The organism is Desulfovibrio mangrovi (assembly GCF_026230175.1).
Taxonomy (GTDB): domain Bacteria; phylum Desulfobacterota; class Desulfovibrionia; order Desulfovibrionales; family Desulfovibrionaceae; genus Halodesulfovibrio; species Halodesulfovibrio mangrovi.
The window spans coordinates 1,923,893-1,941,102 of sequence record NZ_CP104208.1; the positions used below are offsets into that span (position 1 = coordinate 1,923,893).

20 protein-coding genes and 1 other RNA gene are annotated in these 17,210 nt (G+C 55.3%); 2 read left to right on the forward strand and 19 right to left on the reverse strand.

From position 1 onward, the window contains the following. Positions 1 to 124: 124 nt before the first annotated feature. Together N1030_RS08900 and N1030_RS08905 are read right to left on the reverse strand one after the other, a co-directional pair. Positions 125 to 1,021, reverse strand: a complete 897-nt coding sequence (locus N1030_RS08900; protein WP_265828947.1) for a hypothetical protein — start codon at positions 1,019 to 1,021, stop codon at positions 125 to 127. Continuing rightward, positions 1,018 to 1,866, reverse strand: coding sequence for an MBL fold metallo-hydrolase (locus N1030_RS08905; protein WP_265828948.1), 849 nt, complete (start codon positions 1,864 to 1,866; stop codon positions 1,018 to 1,020). Before N1030_RS08905 ends, N1030_RS08900 begins: the two co-directional genes overlap by 4 nt. Positions 1,867 to 2,082: 216 nt before the next feature. Between N1030_RS08905 and N1030_RS08910 the strand changes: the two genes are divergently transcribed. Together N1030_RS08910 and N1030_RS08915 are read left to right on the forward strand one after the other, a co-directional pair. Next, the gene (locus tag N1030_RS08910; protein ID WP_265828950.1) at positions 2,083 to 3,282 is read left to right on the forward strand and encodes an aminopeptidase; all 1,200 of its coding nucleotides are present in this window, start codon (positions 2,083 to 2,085) and stop codon (positions 3,280 to 3,282) included. A gap of 53 nt (positions 3,283 to 3,335) precedes the next feature. Beyond that, a complete protein-coding gene (locus N1030_RS08915; protein ID WP_265828951.1) occupies positions 3,336 to 3,650 on the forward strand; it encodes a hypothetical protein in 315 nt (104 codons plus the stop codon). Here N1030_RS08915 and N1030_RS08920 read toward each other — a convergent pair. The 17 genes from N1030_RS08920 to N1030_RS09000 all read right to left on the reverse strand — a co-directional run bounded on the left by N1030_RS08920 (position 3,647) and on the right by N1030_RS09000 (position 17,184). After that, positions 3,647 to 3,982 carry a hypothetical protein gene (locus N1030_RS08920; protein ID WP_265828953.1) on the reverse strand — a complete coding sequence of 112 codons (336 nt, stop codon included), beginning with the start codon at positions 3,980 to 3,982 and terminating at the stop codon, positions 3,647 to 3,649. The two genes, N1030_RS08915 and N1030_RS08920, sit on opposite strands and share 4 nt — an antisense overlap. Beyond that, positions 3,972 to 4,508, reverse strand: coding sequence for a chemotaxis protein CheD (locus N1030_RS08925; protein ID WP_265828954.1), 537 nt, complete (start codon positions 4,506 to 4,508; stop codon positions 3,972 to 3,974). Before N1030_RS08925 ends, N1030_RS08920 begins: the two co-directional genes overlap by 11 nt. Before the next feature lie 287 nt (positions 4,509 to 4,795). After that, positions 4,796 to 6,355, reverse strand: coding sequence for a ribonuclease Y (gene rny / locus N1030_RS08930; RefSeq protein WP_265828955.1), 1,560 nt, complete (start codon positions 6,353 to 6,355; stop codon positions 4,796 to 4,798). A gap of 176 nt (positions 6,356 to 6,531) precedes the next feature. Continuing rightward, a non-coding RNA gene (ssrS, locus tag N1030_RS08935) (6S RNA) lies at positions 6,532 to 6,714 on the reverse strand. A 29-nt stretch (positions 6,715 to 6,743) separates the two neighbouring features. After that, on the reverse strand, positions 6,744 to 7,010 hold the full coding sequence (gene zapA / locus N1030_RS08940; protein WP_265828956.1) for a cell division protein ZapA: 267 nt from the start codon (positions 7,008 to 7,010) through the stop codon (positions 6,744 to 6,746). Positions 7,011 to 7,016: 6 nt separating this feature from the next. Continuing rightward, positions 7,017 to 7,253, reverse strand: coding sequence for a cell division protein ZapB (locus tag N1030_RS08945; protein ID WP_265828957.1), 237 nt, complete (start codon positions 7,251 to 7,253; stop codon positions 7,017 to 7,019). A gap of 31 nt (positions 7,254 to 7,284) precedes the next feature. After that, the gene (gene glmU / locus N1030_RS08950; protein WP_265828959.1) at positions 7,285 to 8,664 is read right to left on the reverse strand and encodes a bifunctional UDP-N-acetylglucosamine diphosphorylase/glucosamine-1-phosphate N-acetyltransferase GlmU; all 1,380 of its coding nucleotides are present in this window, start codon (positions 8,662 to 8,664) and stop codon (positions 7,285 to 7,287) included. Positions 8,665 to 8,904: 240 nt separating this feature from the next. Further along, positions 8,905 to 9,768 (reverse strand): DMT family transporter, encoded by an 864-nt coding sequence (locus tag N1030_RS08955; RefSeq protein WP_265828960.1) that lies wholly within the window; start codon positions 9,766 to 9,768, stop codon positions 8,905 to 8,907. 64 nt (positions 9,769 to 9,832) lie between these two features. After that, the gene (locus N1030_RS08960) at positions 9,833 to 10,645 is read right to left on the reverse strand and encodes a helix-turn-helix domain-containing protein (RefSeq protein WP_265828961.1); all 813 of its coding nucleotides are present in this window, start codon (positions 10,643 to 10,645) and stop codon (positions 9,833 to 9,835) included. A 136-nt stretch (positions 10,646 to 10,781) separates the two neighbouring features. Further along, complete coding sequence (locus N1030_RS08965; RefSeq protein ID WP_265828962.1) at positions 10,782 to 11,183, reverse strand: F0F1 ATP synthase subunit epsilon; 402 nt, start codon at positions 11,181 to 11,183, stop codon at positions 10,782 to 10,784. Between the two features lie 20 nt (positions 11,184 to 11,203). Next, on the reverse strand, positions 11,204 to 12,610 hold the full coding sequence (gene atpD / locus N1030_RS08970; RefSeq protein WP_265828963.1) for a F0F1 ATP synthase subunit beta: 1,407 nt from the start codon (positions 12,608 to 12,610) through the stop codon (positions 11,204 to 11,206). Between the two features lie 19 nt (positions 12,611 to 12,629). Continuing rightward, positions 12,630 to 13,511, reverse strand: coding sequence for a F0F1 ATP synthase subunit gamma (locus N1030_RS08975; RefSeq protein WP_265828965.1), 882 nt, complete (start codon positions 13,509 to 13,511; stop codon positions 12,630 to 12,632). Between the two features lie 15 nt (positions 13,512 to 13,526). Next, positions 13,527 to 15,035: a F0F1 ATP synthase subunit alpha gene (atpA, locus tag N1030_RS08980; RefSeq protein WP_265828966.1), complete on the reverse strand. Its 1,509-nt coding sequence runs from the start codon at positions 15,033 to 15,035 to the stop codon at positions 13,527 to 13,529. A gap of 4 nt (positions 15,036 to 15,039) precedes the next feature. Continuing rightward, positions 15,040 to 15,591 (reverse strand): ATP synthase F1 subunit delta, encoded by a 552-nt coding sequence (gene atpH, locus N1030_RS08985; RefSeq protein WP_265828967.1) that lies wholly within the window; start codon positions 15,589 to 15,591, stop codon positions 15,040 to 15,042. Continuing rightward, entirely contained in the window at positions 15,588 to 16,160 is a 573-nt protein-coding gene (locus tag N1030_RS08990) for an ATP synthase F0 subunit B (protein WP_265828968.1), read from the reverse strand. The genes atpH and N1030_RS08990 overlap by 4 nt, the downstream gene beginning before the upstream one ends. Before the next feature lie 30 nt (positions 16,161 to 16,190). Then, the gene (locus N1030_RS08995) at positions 16,191 to 16,607 is read right to left on the reverse strand and encodes an ATP synthase F0 subunit B (protein ID WP_265828969.1); all 417 of its coding nucleotides are present in this window, start codon (positions 16,605 to 16,607) and stop codon (positions 16,191 to 16,193) included. A gap of 205 nt (positions 16,608 to 16,812) precedes the next feature. Further along, a complete protein-coding gene (locus tag N1030_RS09000; protein ID WP_265828970.1) occupies positions 16,813 to 17,184 on the reverse strand; it encodes a bactofilin family protein in 372 nt (123 codons plus the stop codon). Positions 17,185 to 17,210 lie beyond the last annotated feature (26 nt).

Here is a 17,210-nt window from a genome sequence, read left to right on the forward strand (position 1 = left end):
ATTTTTCAAAATTGATTGCCCGCGACGACATTTTTCCGGCCCGCCTGCACGACCGATAAGAGAAAAGCCCCTGCCGCGAATTCGACAGGGGCTTGTTTTTTTCATGAATAAACCTAACGGAAGGTCATCTCCAGACAAAGGAATCGGCGCTCCCCGCACAATGACACAGGCCCTCTGCCGGACGTTGCTGCAGTTGCCTGCGCAGGCACATGGCCGCTTCATCCTGATACACAACCCACAACGATCCGTATCGTTCACAGATATATGTGTGTCCTCCCCGGGGCGCTTCTCTCCGGGCCTGCGGGGGGCCCATCAATTCATGCACCTGTTCCGGCGTCATGCCCCGTGCAATGGTGACACGTCCGGCCTTGCTCATCTGCAGATTCCTGCGGAGAACAGCATCGCGCTTCCTCTTCAGCTCATCCAGATCCTGCAGAGCACGTTCCCGATCCCGGTCGTCGAAAGGCCGGGGAGACGGGGGAGGTGCCGGCTTTGCCTGCTGACCGTCAGAGAGAGGCGGCATGGGAGCATATCCGTCAGACAGAGGAGCCATTTCAGCAACCCGTTGCCGAGCGAAATTCACAGCCCTGCCCGAGGCGTTAAGCTCATCCCGCAGGGCGGGAGTCTTTGCTATCTGCTCAAGCCGTTCCAGCACATCCTGCGTATTGAAAGAAACCTTGCTTCTGCAGTGGACCGACATATGCTGCCCATCCAGGCGCACTTCTTCGCCCAGACGTTCAACCTGCAGCACTGCGGCCGTAAAACTGTATACCTCATCCCGCTCAAGAGAAAAATTGGCAATTTCAGTACGGGACTCCATGTACACGCCAGCCCGCTCCAGCGCCTTTCGCTCGGCCTCCGCATAACACATGCGAACGGCCTCGGAACGGGAGTCGTTGTCTCCCATGTGGTAGACATGCTCCACGTCAAAGGTCTGCCATGCGCAAACGGGGGAACCGGCTCCAGATGCCAGCAGCAGCACTCCGCTGGTCATCACTGCCACAAACAACCGCCTGATCATGACAGATCAATCTCCATACCCATACGGGCTGCAAAGCAATGCATGGAAACGCCTTGCTGCAACAGCACAGCATGGCAGCGCTTGACGACGTCATCAATCATTTCGTCAGAGTGATCCTGGTTGTGGTGGAAGAGGCCAAACTGGCGCACCTTCGCATCCATGGCCAGTTGCAAAGCCCTGCGCCACGGGGAGTGCCCCCAGCCTCTGGTGTACCGATATTCCTCTTCAGTGAACTCCGCATCATGAAAAAGAAGGTCGGCACCGGCGCAGAACTCCACATATTCGTCATAGCTCCGTCCGCCGGGGTGCGTCCCGTCAAGTTCATTATCGGTCAAAAAGACAAACGTCCTGCCGTTTTCCGTAAATTTATACCCAAGCCCGTTGTTGGGGTGGTTCAGAGCAATGCTCTGCACATCCAGCCCGCACACCTGAATAGGAGCATCTGCAGGCGTATTCTGCATCCACTGCACCTCGGCATCCAATCCATGAAGCGGAACCGGAAAATACGGCGGAGACATGAGCCCCGAAAGCAATTGCTTCATATCGCCGCTCTCAAGGGGACAACCGTATACGGTCAGGGAAAAATCCTTCCGGTAAATGGGCTTGAAGAAGGGAAACCCCATCAGGTGATCCCAATGAGCATGGGTAAAAAACAGTGTGCAACGACTCCGTTTCTCGGCAAGCAGCTTGTTGCCCAACTGACGAATGCCGGTACCGGCATCTATGATGATGACCTCGTCACTGGCTGTACGCAGTTCCATGCAAGTGGTGGCGCCGCCATAGCGCAGAAACTCCTCCCCCGAAACGGGAATGGATCCTCGTGCACCCCAACACCTGACAATCATAGTTCTCTCCAGTGTTGAAATTCTGGCAACAACAGGAAATGCAGGCCATCACGGCATGGCAGAACGGACCGGAGCACAATGTCGTGCCCCCTATCCACAACCTAGTCACCACCCAAAGATAAACCGCTATGAAAAATAAGGCAACCAGTGCTGATTGCAGAGGTATTTCCTTGCCTATTCCCGCAGAGTGCGCGAGGGTTCTAATCAGGAGGCAATATGTTTGATACCCTGACCTTGGAAAAATATGCGGACGTCATTATCTGGGGCCTGCAAAAGGGCCGCAGCAAGGCTTTTGCCAAAAGCGATTTCATTCTGGTCAATTACGACCATGAAGCCCTGCCGCTTGCCGAAGAGGTCTGCGCCCAGTTGCATGATCGCGGCCTTATTCCCATCCACAGGGCCCTGCCGACACCGCGAATGGAATACGACCGCTACACCAAGGCCAACAACAAACGCCTCTCCACCCTCACTCCGGGAGACAAGGATCTCTACAACCACCTGAACGGCTCCATCAGTCTGATAGCGCCTTCTTCGCTCACCCATCTGGCGAGCATTGATCCGGAACTGCTCAACCTCGTACAGAAATCACGCCACCCCCTGCGCCAGATCATGAATACACGGGAACAGATGGGTTCCTTCGGCTGGACGCTCTGCATGTACCCTACGCAGGCACTGGCCGCTCAGGCGGGCCTTTCCCTTGAAGAATATGCCCGGCAGATAAAACTCGCCTGCTATCTGGATGACGGTACGCCGACTCACAAATGGCGTCTGCTGGCCAAACAGATTGAAGCCCTGCGCGAAGAACTGACCAGTCTCGGCAACTGCACCCTGCGCGTGGAATCGGATTCCGTGGACCTGCTGCTCAAGGTGGGCGAACGCCGCATCTGGGCAGGCCTCACGGGACGCAACCTGCCCAGCTTTGAACTATATGTCTCACCGGACTACAGAACAGTGGAAGGAGTATACACCTCCAACCTCCCGTCGTTCCGTTCCGGCAACATCATCAGCGATGTACGGCTGGAGTTCAAACAAGGACGCGTTACCGCCATGCAGGCCGCGCACAGCGAGGCATTTGTGGTCAAGCAACTGAATCTGGACGAGGGCGCAGCCCGTGTCGGTGAATTCGCACTGGTGGACAAGCGCTTTTCACGCATCTCCGCCTTCATGGCCAACACCCTGTACGACGAAAACCACGGCGGCACGTGGGGGTCCATGCATATTGCCCTCGGCAATGCCTACAACAACACCCTTGCCGGAGACGTCACGGCGTATGATGAAGAACTCCGTCGTTCGCTCGGCTTCAACTCGTCCATCCTGCACTGGGACCTCGTCAATACGGAGCGCAAGCGGGTAACCGCCATCCTGAAGGACGGAACCCGCAAGACCATATACGAAGACGGGGAATTCACACTCTAGGCACCGCAGCACAGGCTTGCCTTTCCTTTGAAAAAACGGCACCGTCCACGCCCATGGAACAGATCATCATCAAGGTATACGGAAGCATTTCTCCGGCAGGGAATGAGTTGCTGCAGGCAGCGCAGCGCGTTGCAGACGAGAGTGTTTCGCTGGAAGGGGACATGCTCCTCATAAGCCATGAAGGCATGTATTTCATGATCGACGACTTTATCGAAGCCATCAAACCCCATCTGGGTAAGGGGTCTGAAGGACGCATTGATTACATCGACATGGACGAATGGACCCTGACACGCTACCGCATCCAGGACGGGCTCATCACACGCAGCGAGGCCGGACTGAATCAGGTGATGGACTACTCGGGTCACTAATCGTCTTCGTCGCCGAACCTGCCTGCTCCGTGTCCCATACGGTTCACATTGGCCTCTTCATATGAGGACATCGTGTACAACCGCACCTTGTGGCTGCGGGGGAATTCCTTTTTCAAAAGCTGCTTGAGAAGACGTTTCAGTTTCTCCATTGAAACCTCTTCCCAACGCTCCTGCTCAAATCCATCCTCAATAACCGTAAAGGCATCATAACCGGTGCGGACCAGCGCGACAGACCGGTTCCGCTTGTAGGTGCGGACATCAAGACAGTGCCCCCTCTCCAGCTTGGCCGCACGTTGCAGCACTGTGGCTATCAGGGTTGTCTTATCGATCATACAATACCCCTCCCCCATTCCGCATGGACATGACAATGTGCTTGCGGCCGGGTGACACCACGGTAATCTTGCCCTCGCCCACCTCAAAAAAGACCGTCCGGCTCAGCTCCAGCCCCACATCCTGCAATCTGATGGGGATGCCCCGATTAGAGAGTAACGTCCGTACAGCCTGCACATTCCGCTGGCCGATAAAAAAACGGCTGCTGTTGGGCAGCACGCTGGCTCCACCGATAAGCGCGGCGCTCAAACCCGTGGCAAACGGATTACCTCTGAGTCGCCCTATATGCCGCAGCAAATGCTCAACGCCCTTGTCGGCATAATAACCGGGGGCCTCGTCATTACTTCTGCCCCTGTTGCTGATGGAGGAGTCCGGCAATGCAATGTGCACCATGCCGCCGACGGTAGTCCGCGGATCATAGAGAATGAGCGCAACGCACGACCCAAGACCGAAGGTCTTGAGCACCGCCTCCGGTTTTGCGGAAGCGGCAAGCTCACCGATTCCAATTATGTGATTGTTATCGCCCATTCAAGACCCCTCGGAGGGGGGCACAACGCTCACCCTGACCTTCCGGAAGCCCTGCAACAGGCGACGAGTACCCGCTAATTCCAAATCAATTCCCGCAAAAGTAAAAAATGCTGAAAAACCATGGCAATACTTTACTATTCATAACGATAATCATCCAGCATTACACATAGTACAACAAGAAACAAACACCGTACAAGTCAAATCAGGAAAAACTCGCAGGCAGCGGCAACAATAAGGGCCGCCCTCCAGCCGGAAGGCGGCCCCTGTCATCACACGAGATGATGGAACTACTTGGCGTAACCTACGGCCCTGCGCTCACGAATGACCGTAACGCGAATCTGGCCGGGGTACGTAAGGTTCTTCTCGATCTGCTCGGCAATGTCCTTGCACAGCAGGTACGTGGTGTCATCGTCCACGTTGTCGGAGTTGACCATAACGCGGATTTCACGGCCAGCCTGGATGGCGTATGCCTTGGAAACACCTTCGAACGCGGTGGCAATGCCTTCCAGATCTTCAAGGCGCTTCACGTAGTTTTCAAGCAGTTCCTTACGGGCGCCGGGACGGGCACCGGAAAGGGAGTCCGCGGCCTGCACAAGCACAGCCAAGGCAGACTTGGGCGGCTGATCTTCATGGTGTGCGGCGATGGCGTGGATGATTTCCTTGCTTTCGCCGTACTTCTTGGCAAGGTCGGCACCAATGATGGCGTGGGGACCTTCCACTTCGTGGTCCACAGCCTTGCCGATGTCGTGCAGCAGGCCGGCGCGCTTGGCGCGCTTTACGTCAAGGCCGAGTTCTGCAGCCATCATGCCGCACAGGGAAGCCACTTCCAGCGAGTGCTGCAGCACGTTCTGGGAAAAGCTGGTGCGGTACTTGAGCTGACCGAGCAGCTTGATGATATCGGCATGAATACCATGCACACCGGCGTCAAACGTTGCCTGTTCGCCCACTTCACGCAGCTGTACTTCCAATTCCTGCTGCACCTTGCGGACAACGTCCTCAATGCGGGCAGGGTGGATGCGGCCGTCGCTGATGAGCCGCTCAAGCGCCATCTTTGCAATCTGGCGGCGCAACGGGCTGTAAGCGGAAAGAATGACGGTTTCAGGAGTGTCGTCGATGATCAGGTCAACACCGGTGGCTGCTTCAAGCGCACGGATGTTACGACCTTCGCGACCGATAATGCGACCCTTCATATCTTCGCTGGGCAGGGTAACAGCGGTAACGGTCTGTTCGCCCACGTAGTCGCCCGCATAACGCTGAATGGCGGTCGCAAGAATTTCCTTGGCCTTGCGGCTTGCGGTTTCCTTGGCTTCCGCCTCGATCTGCCGCATCATCTTTGCGGCTTCATGCTTGGTACGGGATTCGATCTCTTCGAACAGGCGCTCTTTGGCCTCATCTGCCGTCAGTCCGGAGACTTCCTGCAGACGAAGTTCCTGCTCCTGAACCTTTTCATCCAACAAAGCAGCCTGCTCTTCCAGCTTGCGCTCCTTGCGGGTGAAATCCTTTTCCTGAACGAGCAGTTCCTGCTCTTTCTGAGTCGCCTGCTCACGCTTGCGCTCAAGGCGCTCGGACTGCTCCTGCAGTTTGTGATCGCGACTCTTTATCTCTGCTTCGCGCTCCTTGAACTCTTGTTCAAGGGTGCGTTTCTGGTTGTATATCTCGTCCTGCCCCTGAAGGATAATTTCCTTCTTCTGGGCCTGTGCTTCCTTGCGCGCTTCTTCGATAATGCGATTCGCCAGTTCCTGAGCATCGTTCAGACGCTTGGAGGAAATGACCTTATGCATCGCATATCCGGTTGCTGCGCCGATAATGGCACCCAGCAGGACGAGCCCGATGGACATCAGACTCATGCTGTTACTCCCATAGCATTCGGAAGCCCCATTCCGAATGGTCCATTGTTATGACGCGACGTTGCGCCTGCTACACAGGAGGCAGCATGGAGAGGGGAGGATCCGGTACCGGACTAGATCAAGCCTGCCACGCATCTATTCATAAACGCGGCACGGCTGTGAAGGGCTGAGATTAGGGTAACCCCGAAGCGCCGTGTGACTCACCAATGCAGGACCATGTGGTCCTTAGGTGGGCTCCTTGGACGCTCCTTCAGGCTTCCCGAATGGTTCGGGCTTGCACACCGGTGCGCCGGTCAGGCTCCCAATTGTATGATTGTGAGGCCAGCATCGGCTTATCATCACGCACACCCCAGGGGGTTGTTACCGTATCAAGCCCGAGGGCTGCGGGTCAGATATTCCCGCTATCTATCTTATCCACCAGCTTTTCCATGCGTCTTGTCAGCACTTCAAGCTTGCGGTCGGATTGCAAGAGATCGTCAGCCAGTCCTAATACCAGAAACGTCAGAAGCTTCTCCTTGCTAATCTGCCTTCCTGGAAAATTGAGCTTATTATAACGCTCTTCTACCAATTTTTTGGCGCGCTCAACCCTGGAGGGGTCAGCCTCCGCCTTGAAAGAGACCTCAAGATCCAAGACATTCAGGTTATAACTGCGCATCGCGCACTACGACCCCCCGGTCTGGTCTTTCAGTTTCAGCAACAGGGCGTCGATCCGCTGACGAACGGAGTCCTGCGTGGACCGCTCCAGTTCGAGCTGTTCCTTAAGTTCCCGGTTTTCATCTTCCAATACGGAAAGCCCCAGATCAACCTCTTCTTTGAGGCGTCTGTTGTCTTCCTTGAGGATGGCTACCGTCTCAAGAAGGGAGTCAATACGCTGTTCTAACTGGTCTATAAGCTCCATGACAAACTCGTATCCTTTTTGTCAGTTGAAATCAAGACTTCCGTTTTCTGGGCAGGTTCTTCTGCACACCGCGGCCAATGGCAAGCGAATCGTCCGGAACGTCCTTGGTAATCACCGATCCAGCCCCTACAAGGCTGTTCGCACCGATGGTCACAGGGGCCACAAGCGAAGAATTGGAGCCGATGAAGGCACCATTGTTGATAATGGTCTTGTGCTTGTTTACCCCGTCATAGTTGCAGGTGATGGTTCCGGCACCAATGTTGACGCCCTCGCCCACCTCGGTGTCGCCAAGATAAGTGAAATGGTTGGCCTTGGATTTTTTGCCCAGTACGGACTTCTTCAATTCGACAAAATTCCCGACGTGGGAGGCTTCCTCAAGCACGGCCCCCGGACGCAGACGAGCATAAGGCCCAACGATGCAATCCGGTCCGATCTCTGCGCCCTCTATGTGACAGAACTGGCGCACTTCGGCACCGGAAGCCACAGTGGCATTACGCAGCCACGTGTGGGACTGCACGGAAGCGCCCTTGTGTACTTCGGTATTGCCATAGAGCTCGCAGGGGCCATGCAGAATGGCCCCCGGCTCAAGATAAACCATCGGGCCGATGCGAACCGTCTCCGGCGCATGGATCATCACGCCCTGCTCCAGCCACTCGAGCACCAGATTGGTGCGCAGGAGCGACTCCGAACGAACGAGTTCCGCAGGGTTATTGATGCCCAGCAGATGGGGATCCTGCCCGCAATCCACACCGCAAACCTTCATGCGGCGGGCAACGGCCAGCTCCACGAGGTCGGTAATGTAGTATTCGCCGCTCTTGTTGGCGTTCTGCAGCTTGTCCAGCAACGGTGCAATGGTTTCAAGCTTGAGCAGATAGATACCTGCATTGATCTCGTTCGGCTCCTGCCCGTGCAGTTTTTCATCAAAATCCTTGGCTTCCACGATGGCGGCAACATCGCCGTTATGACGCACCACTCGGCCGAAGGAAGCCGGATCAGCCAAGGTCAAGGTCATGAAGCCGATGTCCGCGTCACGATCCACCACTTCCTTCATGAACGCCATGAGGCGCGGCTGCGGCAGCAGCGGCGTGTCGCCGTTCACTACCAGCACGCGGTTGATTCCCGCCTTTTCAATCTCAGGCCATGCCACCTGCAGCGCATGCCCGGTGCCAAGCTGTTCGCTCTGCAACACGAAATTACGCGATTCCATCTCAAAGGCCTTGCGCACCATATCCGCACCATGCCCGATGACGGTCCAGATGCCGTCACCAAAAATGGGATCAAGCGCCGTATACACGTAACGCAGCATGGGTTCGTCCAACAAAGGCTGCAACACCTTGGGCTTGTCGGAATGCATTCTGGTTCCCTTACCGGCGGCAAGGACAAGGGCACCTATCATATTTTTAGAGGACATATCGTCTCCGGAAAGTTTGCATCTATAATCAAAAACGCTCAAACCGCTGAAAAATACGTGGTCATACCCGTTGTTGTCCAGCGCAAACACACATCATGACATTTTAGGGAGATCAGATAGCAAACAAAAGCAGTTGAGTGGCTGTTTCATCCATAACCGACCAACAACAAGGACATATCGCGGCCTGTTGAACGATACAGTCCATGACTGAAGCCATTGGAAGTGAAGGCAGGAGCGAGGCTATTCGCGCAACTGCAAACGCCCCAGCATGGCTGCGGCAAGGATGCAGACAAGTCCGGCAACGGCATGAACGGGAACCGGGGCCTGACGGACTACAGCCACAAGCAGCACAGCCAACGGCGGGGTCAGATAACTAAGATAGCCGACGATTGTCATGTTGCCGTGCACAACAGCCTTGTTCCACAACGTGAAAGAGAGTCCCAATGGCACCAATCCCAGATACAGCGCTGACAGCAGAACCGATACCGGCGGCAACGCGTAATCGGTAGTGCCATACACGTGCACGATGAACATGCCAGAGGAAATCAGTGCCGCGAAAATTGTGAAAGCAGGCATGTAATCCTCCGCGGGGTGACAACGGGAAAGTGTTACGGAAAACCCGCTCCAGATGAACCCGCAGCCGAGGGCATATATGTAGCCTTCAAGGTAGGCAGCATCAAAAGAAAGCCCCCTGCCCCCTGCAATGACAAGATACGCCCCATACATGCCGAGCACAGCCAACCCCAAAGTGGTGAGGCGCAGCATCCCGCAACGCAGCACTGAAGAGATAATGACAATCCAAAACGACCATGTCGTAGCCAGAATGGCACCTTCCACGACAGGGGCATGATCCAGTGCGAGATAATACACCCAGTGATATCCGAAAATGCCGATGACACCGAGAAGTGAAAGATTGAAAGAGGGTATCGGAATTCGCAGGGAACGGCGCAACACTATTTCCTGCCCTGCCAGATAGAGCGCAGCAGGGACGAAGCTGAAAAAGAGCAACTCCGTTACGGATAACCCATCAAGGCAGTTGCCGGTAGCTGCAGGCAGGCTTGCCCAGCAAAGAATTGCTGCAAACGCATAAAGATGTGGGTGCATACGATCTCCTTCAGCTCTTCATGCAACAAAAAAAACGAGGGGGGCTTGAACAAAATGAACGTGTTCAGGAAACGACGGAAGCTCTGTAGGCTGAAGGAGTCGTTCCAGCAAGTCGGCGGAACCACCGGGTGCAGTGGCTCTGATCCGCAAAACCACAGGCTGCTGCGGTATCAGCAACGGTATGGCCAAGTCGGAGCAGGTGCTTGGCATGCGCAACACGCAGGCAAACCAGATAGGTATGGGGAGATACGCCGGTATATCTTCGGAAAAGGCGGATCAGATGCTGCGGAGTGCAATTCGCCGCCTCTGAGAGTGACAGCAGGGAGTGCTCCTCTTTGAACGAATCCTGCAGCAATTCGTGAACCGTCCGGAACCGCCATGATTCACTCCCCAACAGGCGATGGACTGCAGGGCGATTTCCTTCACCATGACGCGAACAAAGCTGGCCGAACACCTGCGTAAACAAGATCTGGCTTTCAAGTGGGTCAGCAGTGTGCCACAGGGCTTCGTGCATTCCGGCAAGCCTGTTGTGCAGTTCAGGGTCATCATACAGGCCATCAACCATGGTGCGCTGGGCTTCATGAAAAAAGGATTCGGCCCAGTCCGTATCCACGTAGATGGTTCGCAGATTGCGTGGACCCGCTTCCACTGCACTGTTGGCGTGCACTTCACCAGGATTGACAACCCCGAAGGCATTCATACCCAGCACCGAAGTATTGCCCTTGAAACGGAAGTATTCCCCCCCGCTGTCGTTGAGCCAGATTGTCAGCGCATCGTGAACATGGGGAGGAAAGTCCACCTCTGCATGCGGACAGGAAAGCAGTTCAACGCCGGGTAAGCCCTGCGGAATGCGATATGTCACGTGCGCAAGCTTCATGCCTGTTGCATACTCCACACGAAAATATGGTGCAAGCCAAGCATCCCCATTCCGCCTGCACGTCAAGGTTCTACAGCAGCCATAAAAAAAGCGGGCCACCCTTTCGGGCAGCCCGCTGTCAGTGCATGATCAGGAACTACTTGCGAGATGCGCTGATGCGCTGCAGAGCACGCTGGAGAGCGGCCTGTGCACGAGCGTAGTCGATCTTTTCGCGTTCCTGTGCGATGCGTGCTTCCGCACGCTCTTTTGCCTTACGTGCACGTTCGACATCGATGTCTTCAGCGCGTTCGGCGGATTCGGCCAGAATGGACACCTTGTTATCGGAGATCTCTGCAAAACCACCGGATACGAAGACTTCGCGAGTCTTTCCGGCAGCCTTGTAGTGCAGGACTCCGATGCGCAGGGCGGCCAGGAAGGGGATGTGGTTCGGCAGGATACCGAACTCACCCTCAAAACCGGGGGCGCCCACGTAGTCCACCGCTTCGCTCAGGACAACTTTGTCCGGCGTCACGATCTCAAGCTGGAGAGACTTTTCCATAAGAGGTCACCTCCCTTGAGTTAGGCCTTGTTCTTGTTGTACTTCTCCACAGCCATTTCGATACCACCCACCATGTAGAAATCGTTTTCTGCCATGTGGTCGTATTCACCATTCAGGATTCCGCGGAATGCCTTGATGGTGTCTTCCAGCTTCACGTACTCACCGGGGGTACCGGTGAACACTTCTGCAACGTGGAAGGGCTGAGACAAGAAGCGCTGGATACGACGTGCACGAGCAACGGTGAGCTTGTCATCGTCGGACAGTTCGTCCATACCCAGAATCGCGATGATGTCCTGAAGGTCTTTGTACTTCTGAAGAACCATCTGAACTTCACGAGCTACGCTGTAGTGCTCAACACCAACTACGTTGGGGTCAAGAATACGGGAGGTGGAGTCCAGCGGGTCAACCGCAGGGTAGATACCAAGTTCCGCGATCTGACGGGAAAGAACGAGCGTACCGTCAAGGTGCGAGAAGGTGGTTGCCGGTGCGGGGTCAGTCAAGTCGTCCGCAGGAACGTAAACTGCCTGAACCGAGGTAATGGAGCCCTTGGTGGTAGAGGTAATACGTTCCTGAAGGCCACCAAGGTCGGTACCCAGAGTAGGCTGATAACCCACCGCGGAAGGCATACGGCCGAGAAGTGCGGACACTTCGGAACCTGCCTGGGTAAAGCGGAAGATGTTATCAACGAACAGGAGCACGTCCTGGTTTTCTTCGTCACGGAAGTACTCTGCACAAGCAAGAGCGGTCAGAGCAACACGAGCACGTGCTCCGGGCGGTTCGTTCATCTGGCCGTACACAAGTGCGGCCTTTTCCAGAACGCCTGCTTCCTTCATTTCGTGGTAAAGGTCGTTACCTTCACGGGTACGCTCACCAACACCTGCGAACACGGAGATACCGCCGTGCTGCTTAGCGATGTTGTTGATCATTTCCATCAGAATAACGGTCTTGCCCACGCCTGCACCACCGAAGAGACCCATCTTGCCGCCCTTGGGGAAGGGGATCAGAAGGTCAACAACCTTGATGCCGGTTTCGAGCAGCTGAACAGTGGTGTCCTGTTCGGTGAACTCGGGTGCGGGGCGGTGAATGGGCAGACGCTTCTTGGCGTTGATGGGACCCATTTCGTCCACGGGGTTACCAACAACGTTCATGATACGGCCGAGAGAAGCAGCACCTACGGGTACGGAGATGGGTGCTTCAAGGTCAGCTGCTTCCATGCCGCGAACGAGACCTTCGGTAGCGTCCATGGCGATGGTACGAACCACGTTGTCACCAAGGTGCTGCGCAACTTCGCAGATCAGCTCGGGGGCATCCGTGTTGTTGGGGTTCACGATTTTAATCGCGTTGAGAATGTTCGGCAGGTTGCCATCAGCGAACTCAACGTCCACGACGGCGCCAATAACCTGAACGATTTTACCTACGTTAGCCATAACGATTTCGCTCCCTTACTTATCCTTTCAGCGCTTCTGCGCCGCCGACGATATCCATGAGGTCACTGGTAATGGCTGCCTGACGCGTCTTGTTGTAGATGAGCGTCAGGTTTTGCACCATTTCGTCGCAGTTCTTGGTCGCGTTATCCATAGCTGCCATACGTGCTGCGTGTTCGCTAGCAGAGGTATCGAGCAGTCCACGGTATACCTGAACCTTGATAAAGCGGGGCAGGAGTTCTGCCAGCAGACCTTCAACAGCGGGTTCGTAGATGTACTCCTTCTGCACGCCGGAAGCGGGTACTTCCTCTTCCTTGGCAGCAGGAGCAATGGGAAGCAGAGAGAGAGTAGTAGGAATCTGCTTCGCCATGCTGACGAACTCACCAAACACCAGAACGACTTCGTCGAATTCACCGGTAAGGTAGGAGTGGATAACTTCCATGCCCAGCTCGTTGGCAAGGCTGAAATCGAAGCCACCCATGGCGTCGCCGATGCCCTTCACGACCTCAAAATCGGTCTTGCGGATGGCATCGCGGCCCTTCTTGCCTACACAGTAGAACTTAACGGTCTTTCCTTCGGCGGCCTTCGCCTTGGCAAGCTTAATCGCCTCGTTAATGAGGTTTGCGTTAAAGCTGCCGCAGAGGCCACGGTCCGAGGTGGCGAGAACGATACCGCAGGTCTTGATTTCCTCACGGACTTCAAGAAGCGGATGGGTGTTCTCGTCCGCCTTGCTGGCAAGGTCGCCCAGCATGTCATAGAACTTATCCGCGTAGGGGCGGAACCGCTCTATGCGCGTCTGGGCACCGCGCAGTTTCGCCGAAGCCACCATGTTCATGGCTTTGGTGATCTGCTTGGTCTTCTTAACCCCAGCGATCTGTAGTTGGACGTCTTTCAACGAGGCCATATGATACCCCCGTCCTTAAGCCGCGAAGCTTTTTTTGAACTCTTCGATTGCTGCTTTCAGGCGGCCTTCGATGTCCGCATCAATAACTTCACGTGCCTTCAGGTCGGCAAGGATGTCGGCCTTGGCGTTGCGCAGGAACTCAATGTAGGCGCTTTCGAAAGTACGGATCTTGTTAACCGGCACGTCGTCCATGAAGCCACGGGTAGCAGCGTACATGGAAGCAACCTGCTCGTTGAACGGCATGGGCTCGTACTGGGGCTGCTTGAGCAGCTCAACCAGACGTGCACCGCGGTTCAGCTTTGCCTGGGTAGCCTTGTCGAGGTCGGAACCGAACTGCGCGAAGGCAGCCAGTTCGCGGTACTGGGCAAGGTCAAGACGCATGGTACCGGCAACCTGCTTCATAGCCTTGATCTGCGCCGCACCACCAACTCGGGAAACGGAGAGACCAACGTTAATTGCAGGACGCACACCAGCGTTGAACAGGTTGGGCTCCAGGTACACCTGACCGTCGGTAATGGAGATAACGTTGGTCGGGATGTACGCGGATACGTCGCCAGCCTGAGTTTCGATGATGGGCAGTGCGGTCATGGAACCGGCACCGAGGCTGTCGTTTACCTTAGCTGCACGTTCCAGCAGACGGGAGTGCAGGTAGAAAACGTCACCGGGGTAAGCTTCACGGCCGGGAGGACGACGAAGCAGCAGGGACATCTGGCGGTAAGCGGTAGCCTGCTTGGAAAGGTCATCATAGATGATCAGAGCGTGCTGGCCGCCGTCGCGGTAGAATTCAGCCATGGTGCAGCCGGTGTAAGCAGCGATGAACTGCAGCGGTGCAGGCTCGGAAGCGGTTGCGGAGATGATGGTGGTGTAAGCCATCGCGCCGTACTTCTTCAGAGTGTCGGCAACCAGAGCAACGGTGGACTTCTTCTGACCAATGGCCACGTAGAAGCACTTAATGCCGGTTTCCTTCTGAGCAAGAATGGCGTCGATACAAACAGCGGTCTTACCAACCTGACGGTCGCCGATAACCAGTTCACGCTGACCACGACCGATGGGGGTCATGGCGTCGATAGCCTTGATGCCGGTAGGCATGGGCTGGTGAACGGACTTACGAGCGATGATGCCGGGGGCCTTGAGTTCCACGGGACGGATGTCCTTGGATTCAACAGGTCCCAGACCGTCGAGGGGCTGACCCAGGGGGTCAAGAACACGACCGATAACGGCGTCGCCCACGGGAACGGAGAAGATCTGGCCGGTACGCTTTACCGGGTCGCCTTCCTTAATGCCAGTATCTGCACCGAGAAGAGCGACACCCACGTTGTCTTCTTCAAGGTTGAGAACCATACCCTTCAGGCCGCCGGGGAACTCAAGAAGTTCCATGGCCATGGCATTACGAACGCCGTAAACACGAGCAATACCGTCACCAACGGAGAGAACGGTACCAGTTTCGCTCATTTCGACGCGCTGTTCGTAATTCTCGATCTGGCTTTCAATGATTTTGGAGATTTCTTCTGCTTTAATCTGCATGGCCCTACTCACCCCTCTTGATGTTTTCTTTCAAGATACCCAGCTGAGCGCGGAGGCTCGCGTCAAGCACCTGGTCGCCGATCTTCAGCAGAACGCCACCAAGGATGCCCTTGTTAACGCCGAAGTCCAGGATGAGCTTCTGGTTTGCTTGTTTTTCCAGCTGGGTTTTTACCGCCTCGCGCTTCGCCTCGGGAAGTTCTACCGCAGTGATGAGCTCACCGCGAACAACTCCCTGCTCAGCGTCGAGCAGAATGTTGTAGAACGCCTGAATGTCAGGAATCAGTGCAAGTCGATCCTTTTCCGCCAGCAGGAAACAGAAGTTGCGGACGATCGCGCTTGCCTTGACGCTGTCGAGAACCTTTTCGATGACCGCGCGCTTTTCTTCCTGAGAGAAGATCGGGTTGCGGAACACCTTACCGAGCTCAGGCGTGCCCTCAATGGCCTTCGCCAGGGAGGCAAGTTCCTGTCCGAAGGAATCAAGTTCCTTCGCACCGGCTTTCTTACCGATGGAGAAGAGTGCCCTGGCGTATCTGCGTGCTACGATATTGCCGGTCAATTGAGCACCACCTTCGTTAAGTATTTATCGATGAGCTTTTCGTGATCTTCGTTGGTCAGCTTTTCGGCGAGCATCTGCTCGGCGGCGCTTACAACGAGTTCGGCCATTTCAGCACGCATCTGCTCAACGGCCTGCTTCACTTCAGTCTCAGCGGTCTTGGTGGCCTGTGCCGTAATCTGGGAAGCGGTCTGTTCAGCCTTCTCAATGATGGCTGCCTTGATACGCTCACCCTGAGCACGGTACTCAGCGATAATCTCATTACGCTCGGCCTCGATGTTGGCAATACGCTGCTCGACATCGGCAAGGCTCTTGCGAGCCTGGGTCTTACGGGTTTCGAGATCCGCAAGTTCCTGCTCAATGCCAGTGCGGCGACCGGAGAAGAAGCCCACGATCTTCTTGCCAGCCTTAAACCAGATTACCCCTACCACCACGGCAAAGGTGACGACGCGAGCTGCGAAGTTGCCCCAAGGCAACTCATGACCACCGCCCGCGGCCTCGGATGCTACGGCTGCCACAACTGCGAGCAGTGTAAGCGCCAATGCACCGGTTAGAATTCTAAGCCCTTTCAAAGCGAACCCTCCTTCAACGCTTGCGCGTGCTTATCCGAGCACTTTGGCCGTGGCTTTACCAGCAAGGGCACCCACTTGGCCCTTGAGAGTCTCCATAGCCTTGGCGACGTCGGCGGTCACCTTTTCCCTAGAAGCGGAAATAACAGCCTGCGCCTCCTGGTTGGCTTTGGCGAGGATGCCTGCTTCCTGGACGAGTGCCGCTTCCTTTACCTTTTCACGCTCAGCGGTGGCGTTCTTGCGTGCTTCGGTAAGGGCAGCCTCATAGTTCTTGAGTTTCGCTTCCGCAGAACCAACAAACTGTTCAGCATCGCCCAGCAGACCCGACATCTTATCCTGCCGCTGCTTGATGATTTCCCGAATCGGACGAATCAGGAGAGCGTTCAAGACAAACAGCACGACGAGGAAGTTCACCAATTGGATAACTAATGTAATATCCAGATTGATCATGCCTGCTCCCTTAGTGAGGTTGTGAATTTAAGCTCAAAGTGGTTCCCGAATTAGCTGATTCATAGTGTTGTGTCAAAACCTTTTTTAAAAAAAGATGGTTACTGTTCAACCAATCAGTTCCGGATATCTCTCTGTTTTCATTTTGAATACAAAAAAAGCCCCCCGTTTCGGGAGGCTTTTTTTCCTATCCACTTCCTATAGCGAACTATTTCTGCCCGGAGGCCTCTTTTGCCCCTTTGTCAGGGGTAACGGAGGCCTGCATGGCGATGTGACCTTCCAGCTTGGCACCTTCCTCCACCATGAGGACGGGAGCCTGCAAGCTGCCGACAAGGTTGGCGGTGCGATGCAGCACAGCCTTCTTAGTGGCGATGATTTCGCCCTGAATATTACCAGAAAGAATAAGCTGGCCTACCCGCACCTGTCCTTCGACCCGAGCGTCCTTGCCGATTATGAGAGTTCCCTCGGATTGCACTTCGCCGTTGAAAACGCCGTCTATGCGCACCGAGCCCTGGAAATTCAATTTGCCCTGATACACGGTCCCGGAACCGAGAAAGGCATTGATTTCATCTCTGGCCATTGGTCGCTCCTTATTTGTGACAGAGA

Excerpts from the sequence above, each read along its gene's own strand:
- N1030_RS08915 (WP_265828951.1), top strand. The coding sequence starts at position 3,336 with ATGGAACAGATCATCATCAAGGTATACGGAAGCATTTCTCCGGCAGGG.
- N1030_RS08945 (WP_265828957.1), bottom strand. The coding sequence starts at position 7,253 with ATGGAGCTTATAGACCAGTTAGAACAGCGTATTGACTCCCTTCTTGAG.
- N1030_RS08910 (WP_265828950.1), top strand. The coding sequence starts at position 2,083 with ATGTTTGATACCCTGACCTTGGAAAAATATGCGGACGTCATTATCTGG.
- glmU (WP_265828959.1), bottom strand. The coding sequence starts at position 8,664 with ATGTCCTCTAAAAATATGATAGGTGCCCTTGTCCTTGCCGCCGGTAAG.
- N1030_RS08965 (WP_265828962.1), bottom strand. The coding sequence starts at position 11,183 with ATGGAAAAGTCTCTCCAGCTTGAGATCGTGACGCCGGACAAAGTTGTC.
- atpD (WP_265828963.1), bottom strand. The coding sequence starts at position 12,610 with ATGGCTAACGTAGGTAAAATCGTTCAGGTTATTGGCGCCGTCGTGGAC.
- N1030_RS08905 (WP_265828948.1), bottom strand. The coding sequence starts at position 1,866 with ATGATTGTCAGGTGTTGGGGTGCACGAGGATCCATTCCCGTTTCGGGG.
- rny (WP_265828955.1), bottom strand. The coding sequence starts at position 6,355 with ATGAGTCTGATGTCCATCGGGCTCGTCCTGCTGGGTGCCATTATCGGC.
- zapA (WP_265828956.1), bottom strand. The coding sequence starts at position 7,010 with ATGCGCAGTTATAACCTGAATGTCTTGGATCTTGAGGTCTCTTTCAAG.
- N1030_RS08995 (WP_265828969.1), bottom strand. The coding sequence starts at position 16,607 with ATGATCAATCTGGATATTACATTAGTTATCCAATTGGTGAACTTCCTC.
- atpA (WP_265828966.1), bottom strand. The coding sequence starts at position 15,035 with ATGCAGATTAAAGCAGAAGAAATCTCCAAAATCATTGAAAGCCAGATC.
- N1030_RS08900 (WP_265828947.1), bottom strand. The coding sequence starts at position 1,021 with ATGATCAGGCGGTTGTTTGTGGCAGTGATGACCAGCGGAGTGCTGCTG.
- N1030_RS08960 (WP_265828961.1), bottom strand. The coding sequence starts at position 10,645 with ATGAAGCTTGCGCACGTGACATATCGCATTCCGCAGGGCTTACCCGGC.
- N1030_RS08920 (WP_265828953.1), bottom strand. The coding sequence starts at position 3,982 with ATGATCGATAAGACAACCCTGATAGCCACAGTGCTGCAACGTGCGGCC.
- N1030_RS08925 (WP_265828954.1), bottom strand. The coding sequence starts at position 4,508 with ATGGGCGATAACAATCACATAATTGGAATCGGTGAGCTTGCCGCTTCC.
- N1030_RS08975 (WP_265828965.1), bottom strand. The coding sequence starts at position 13,511 with ATGGCCTCGTTGAAAGACGTCCAACTACAGATCGCTGGGGTTAAGAAG.
- N1030_RS09000 (WP_265828970.1), bottom strand. The coding sequence starts at position 17,184 with ATGGCCAGAGATGAAATCAATGCCTTTCTCGGTTCCGGGACCGTGTAT.
- N1030_RS08955 (WP_265828960.1), bottom strand. The coding sequence starts at position 9,768 with ATGCACCCACATCTTTATGCGTTTGCAGCAATTCTTTGCTGGGCAAGC.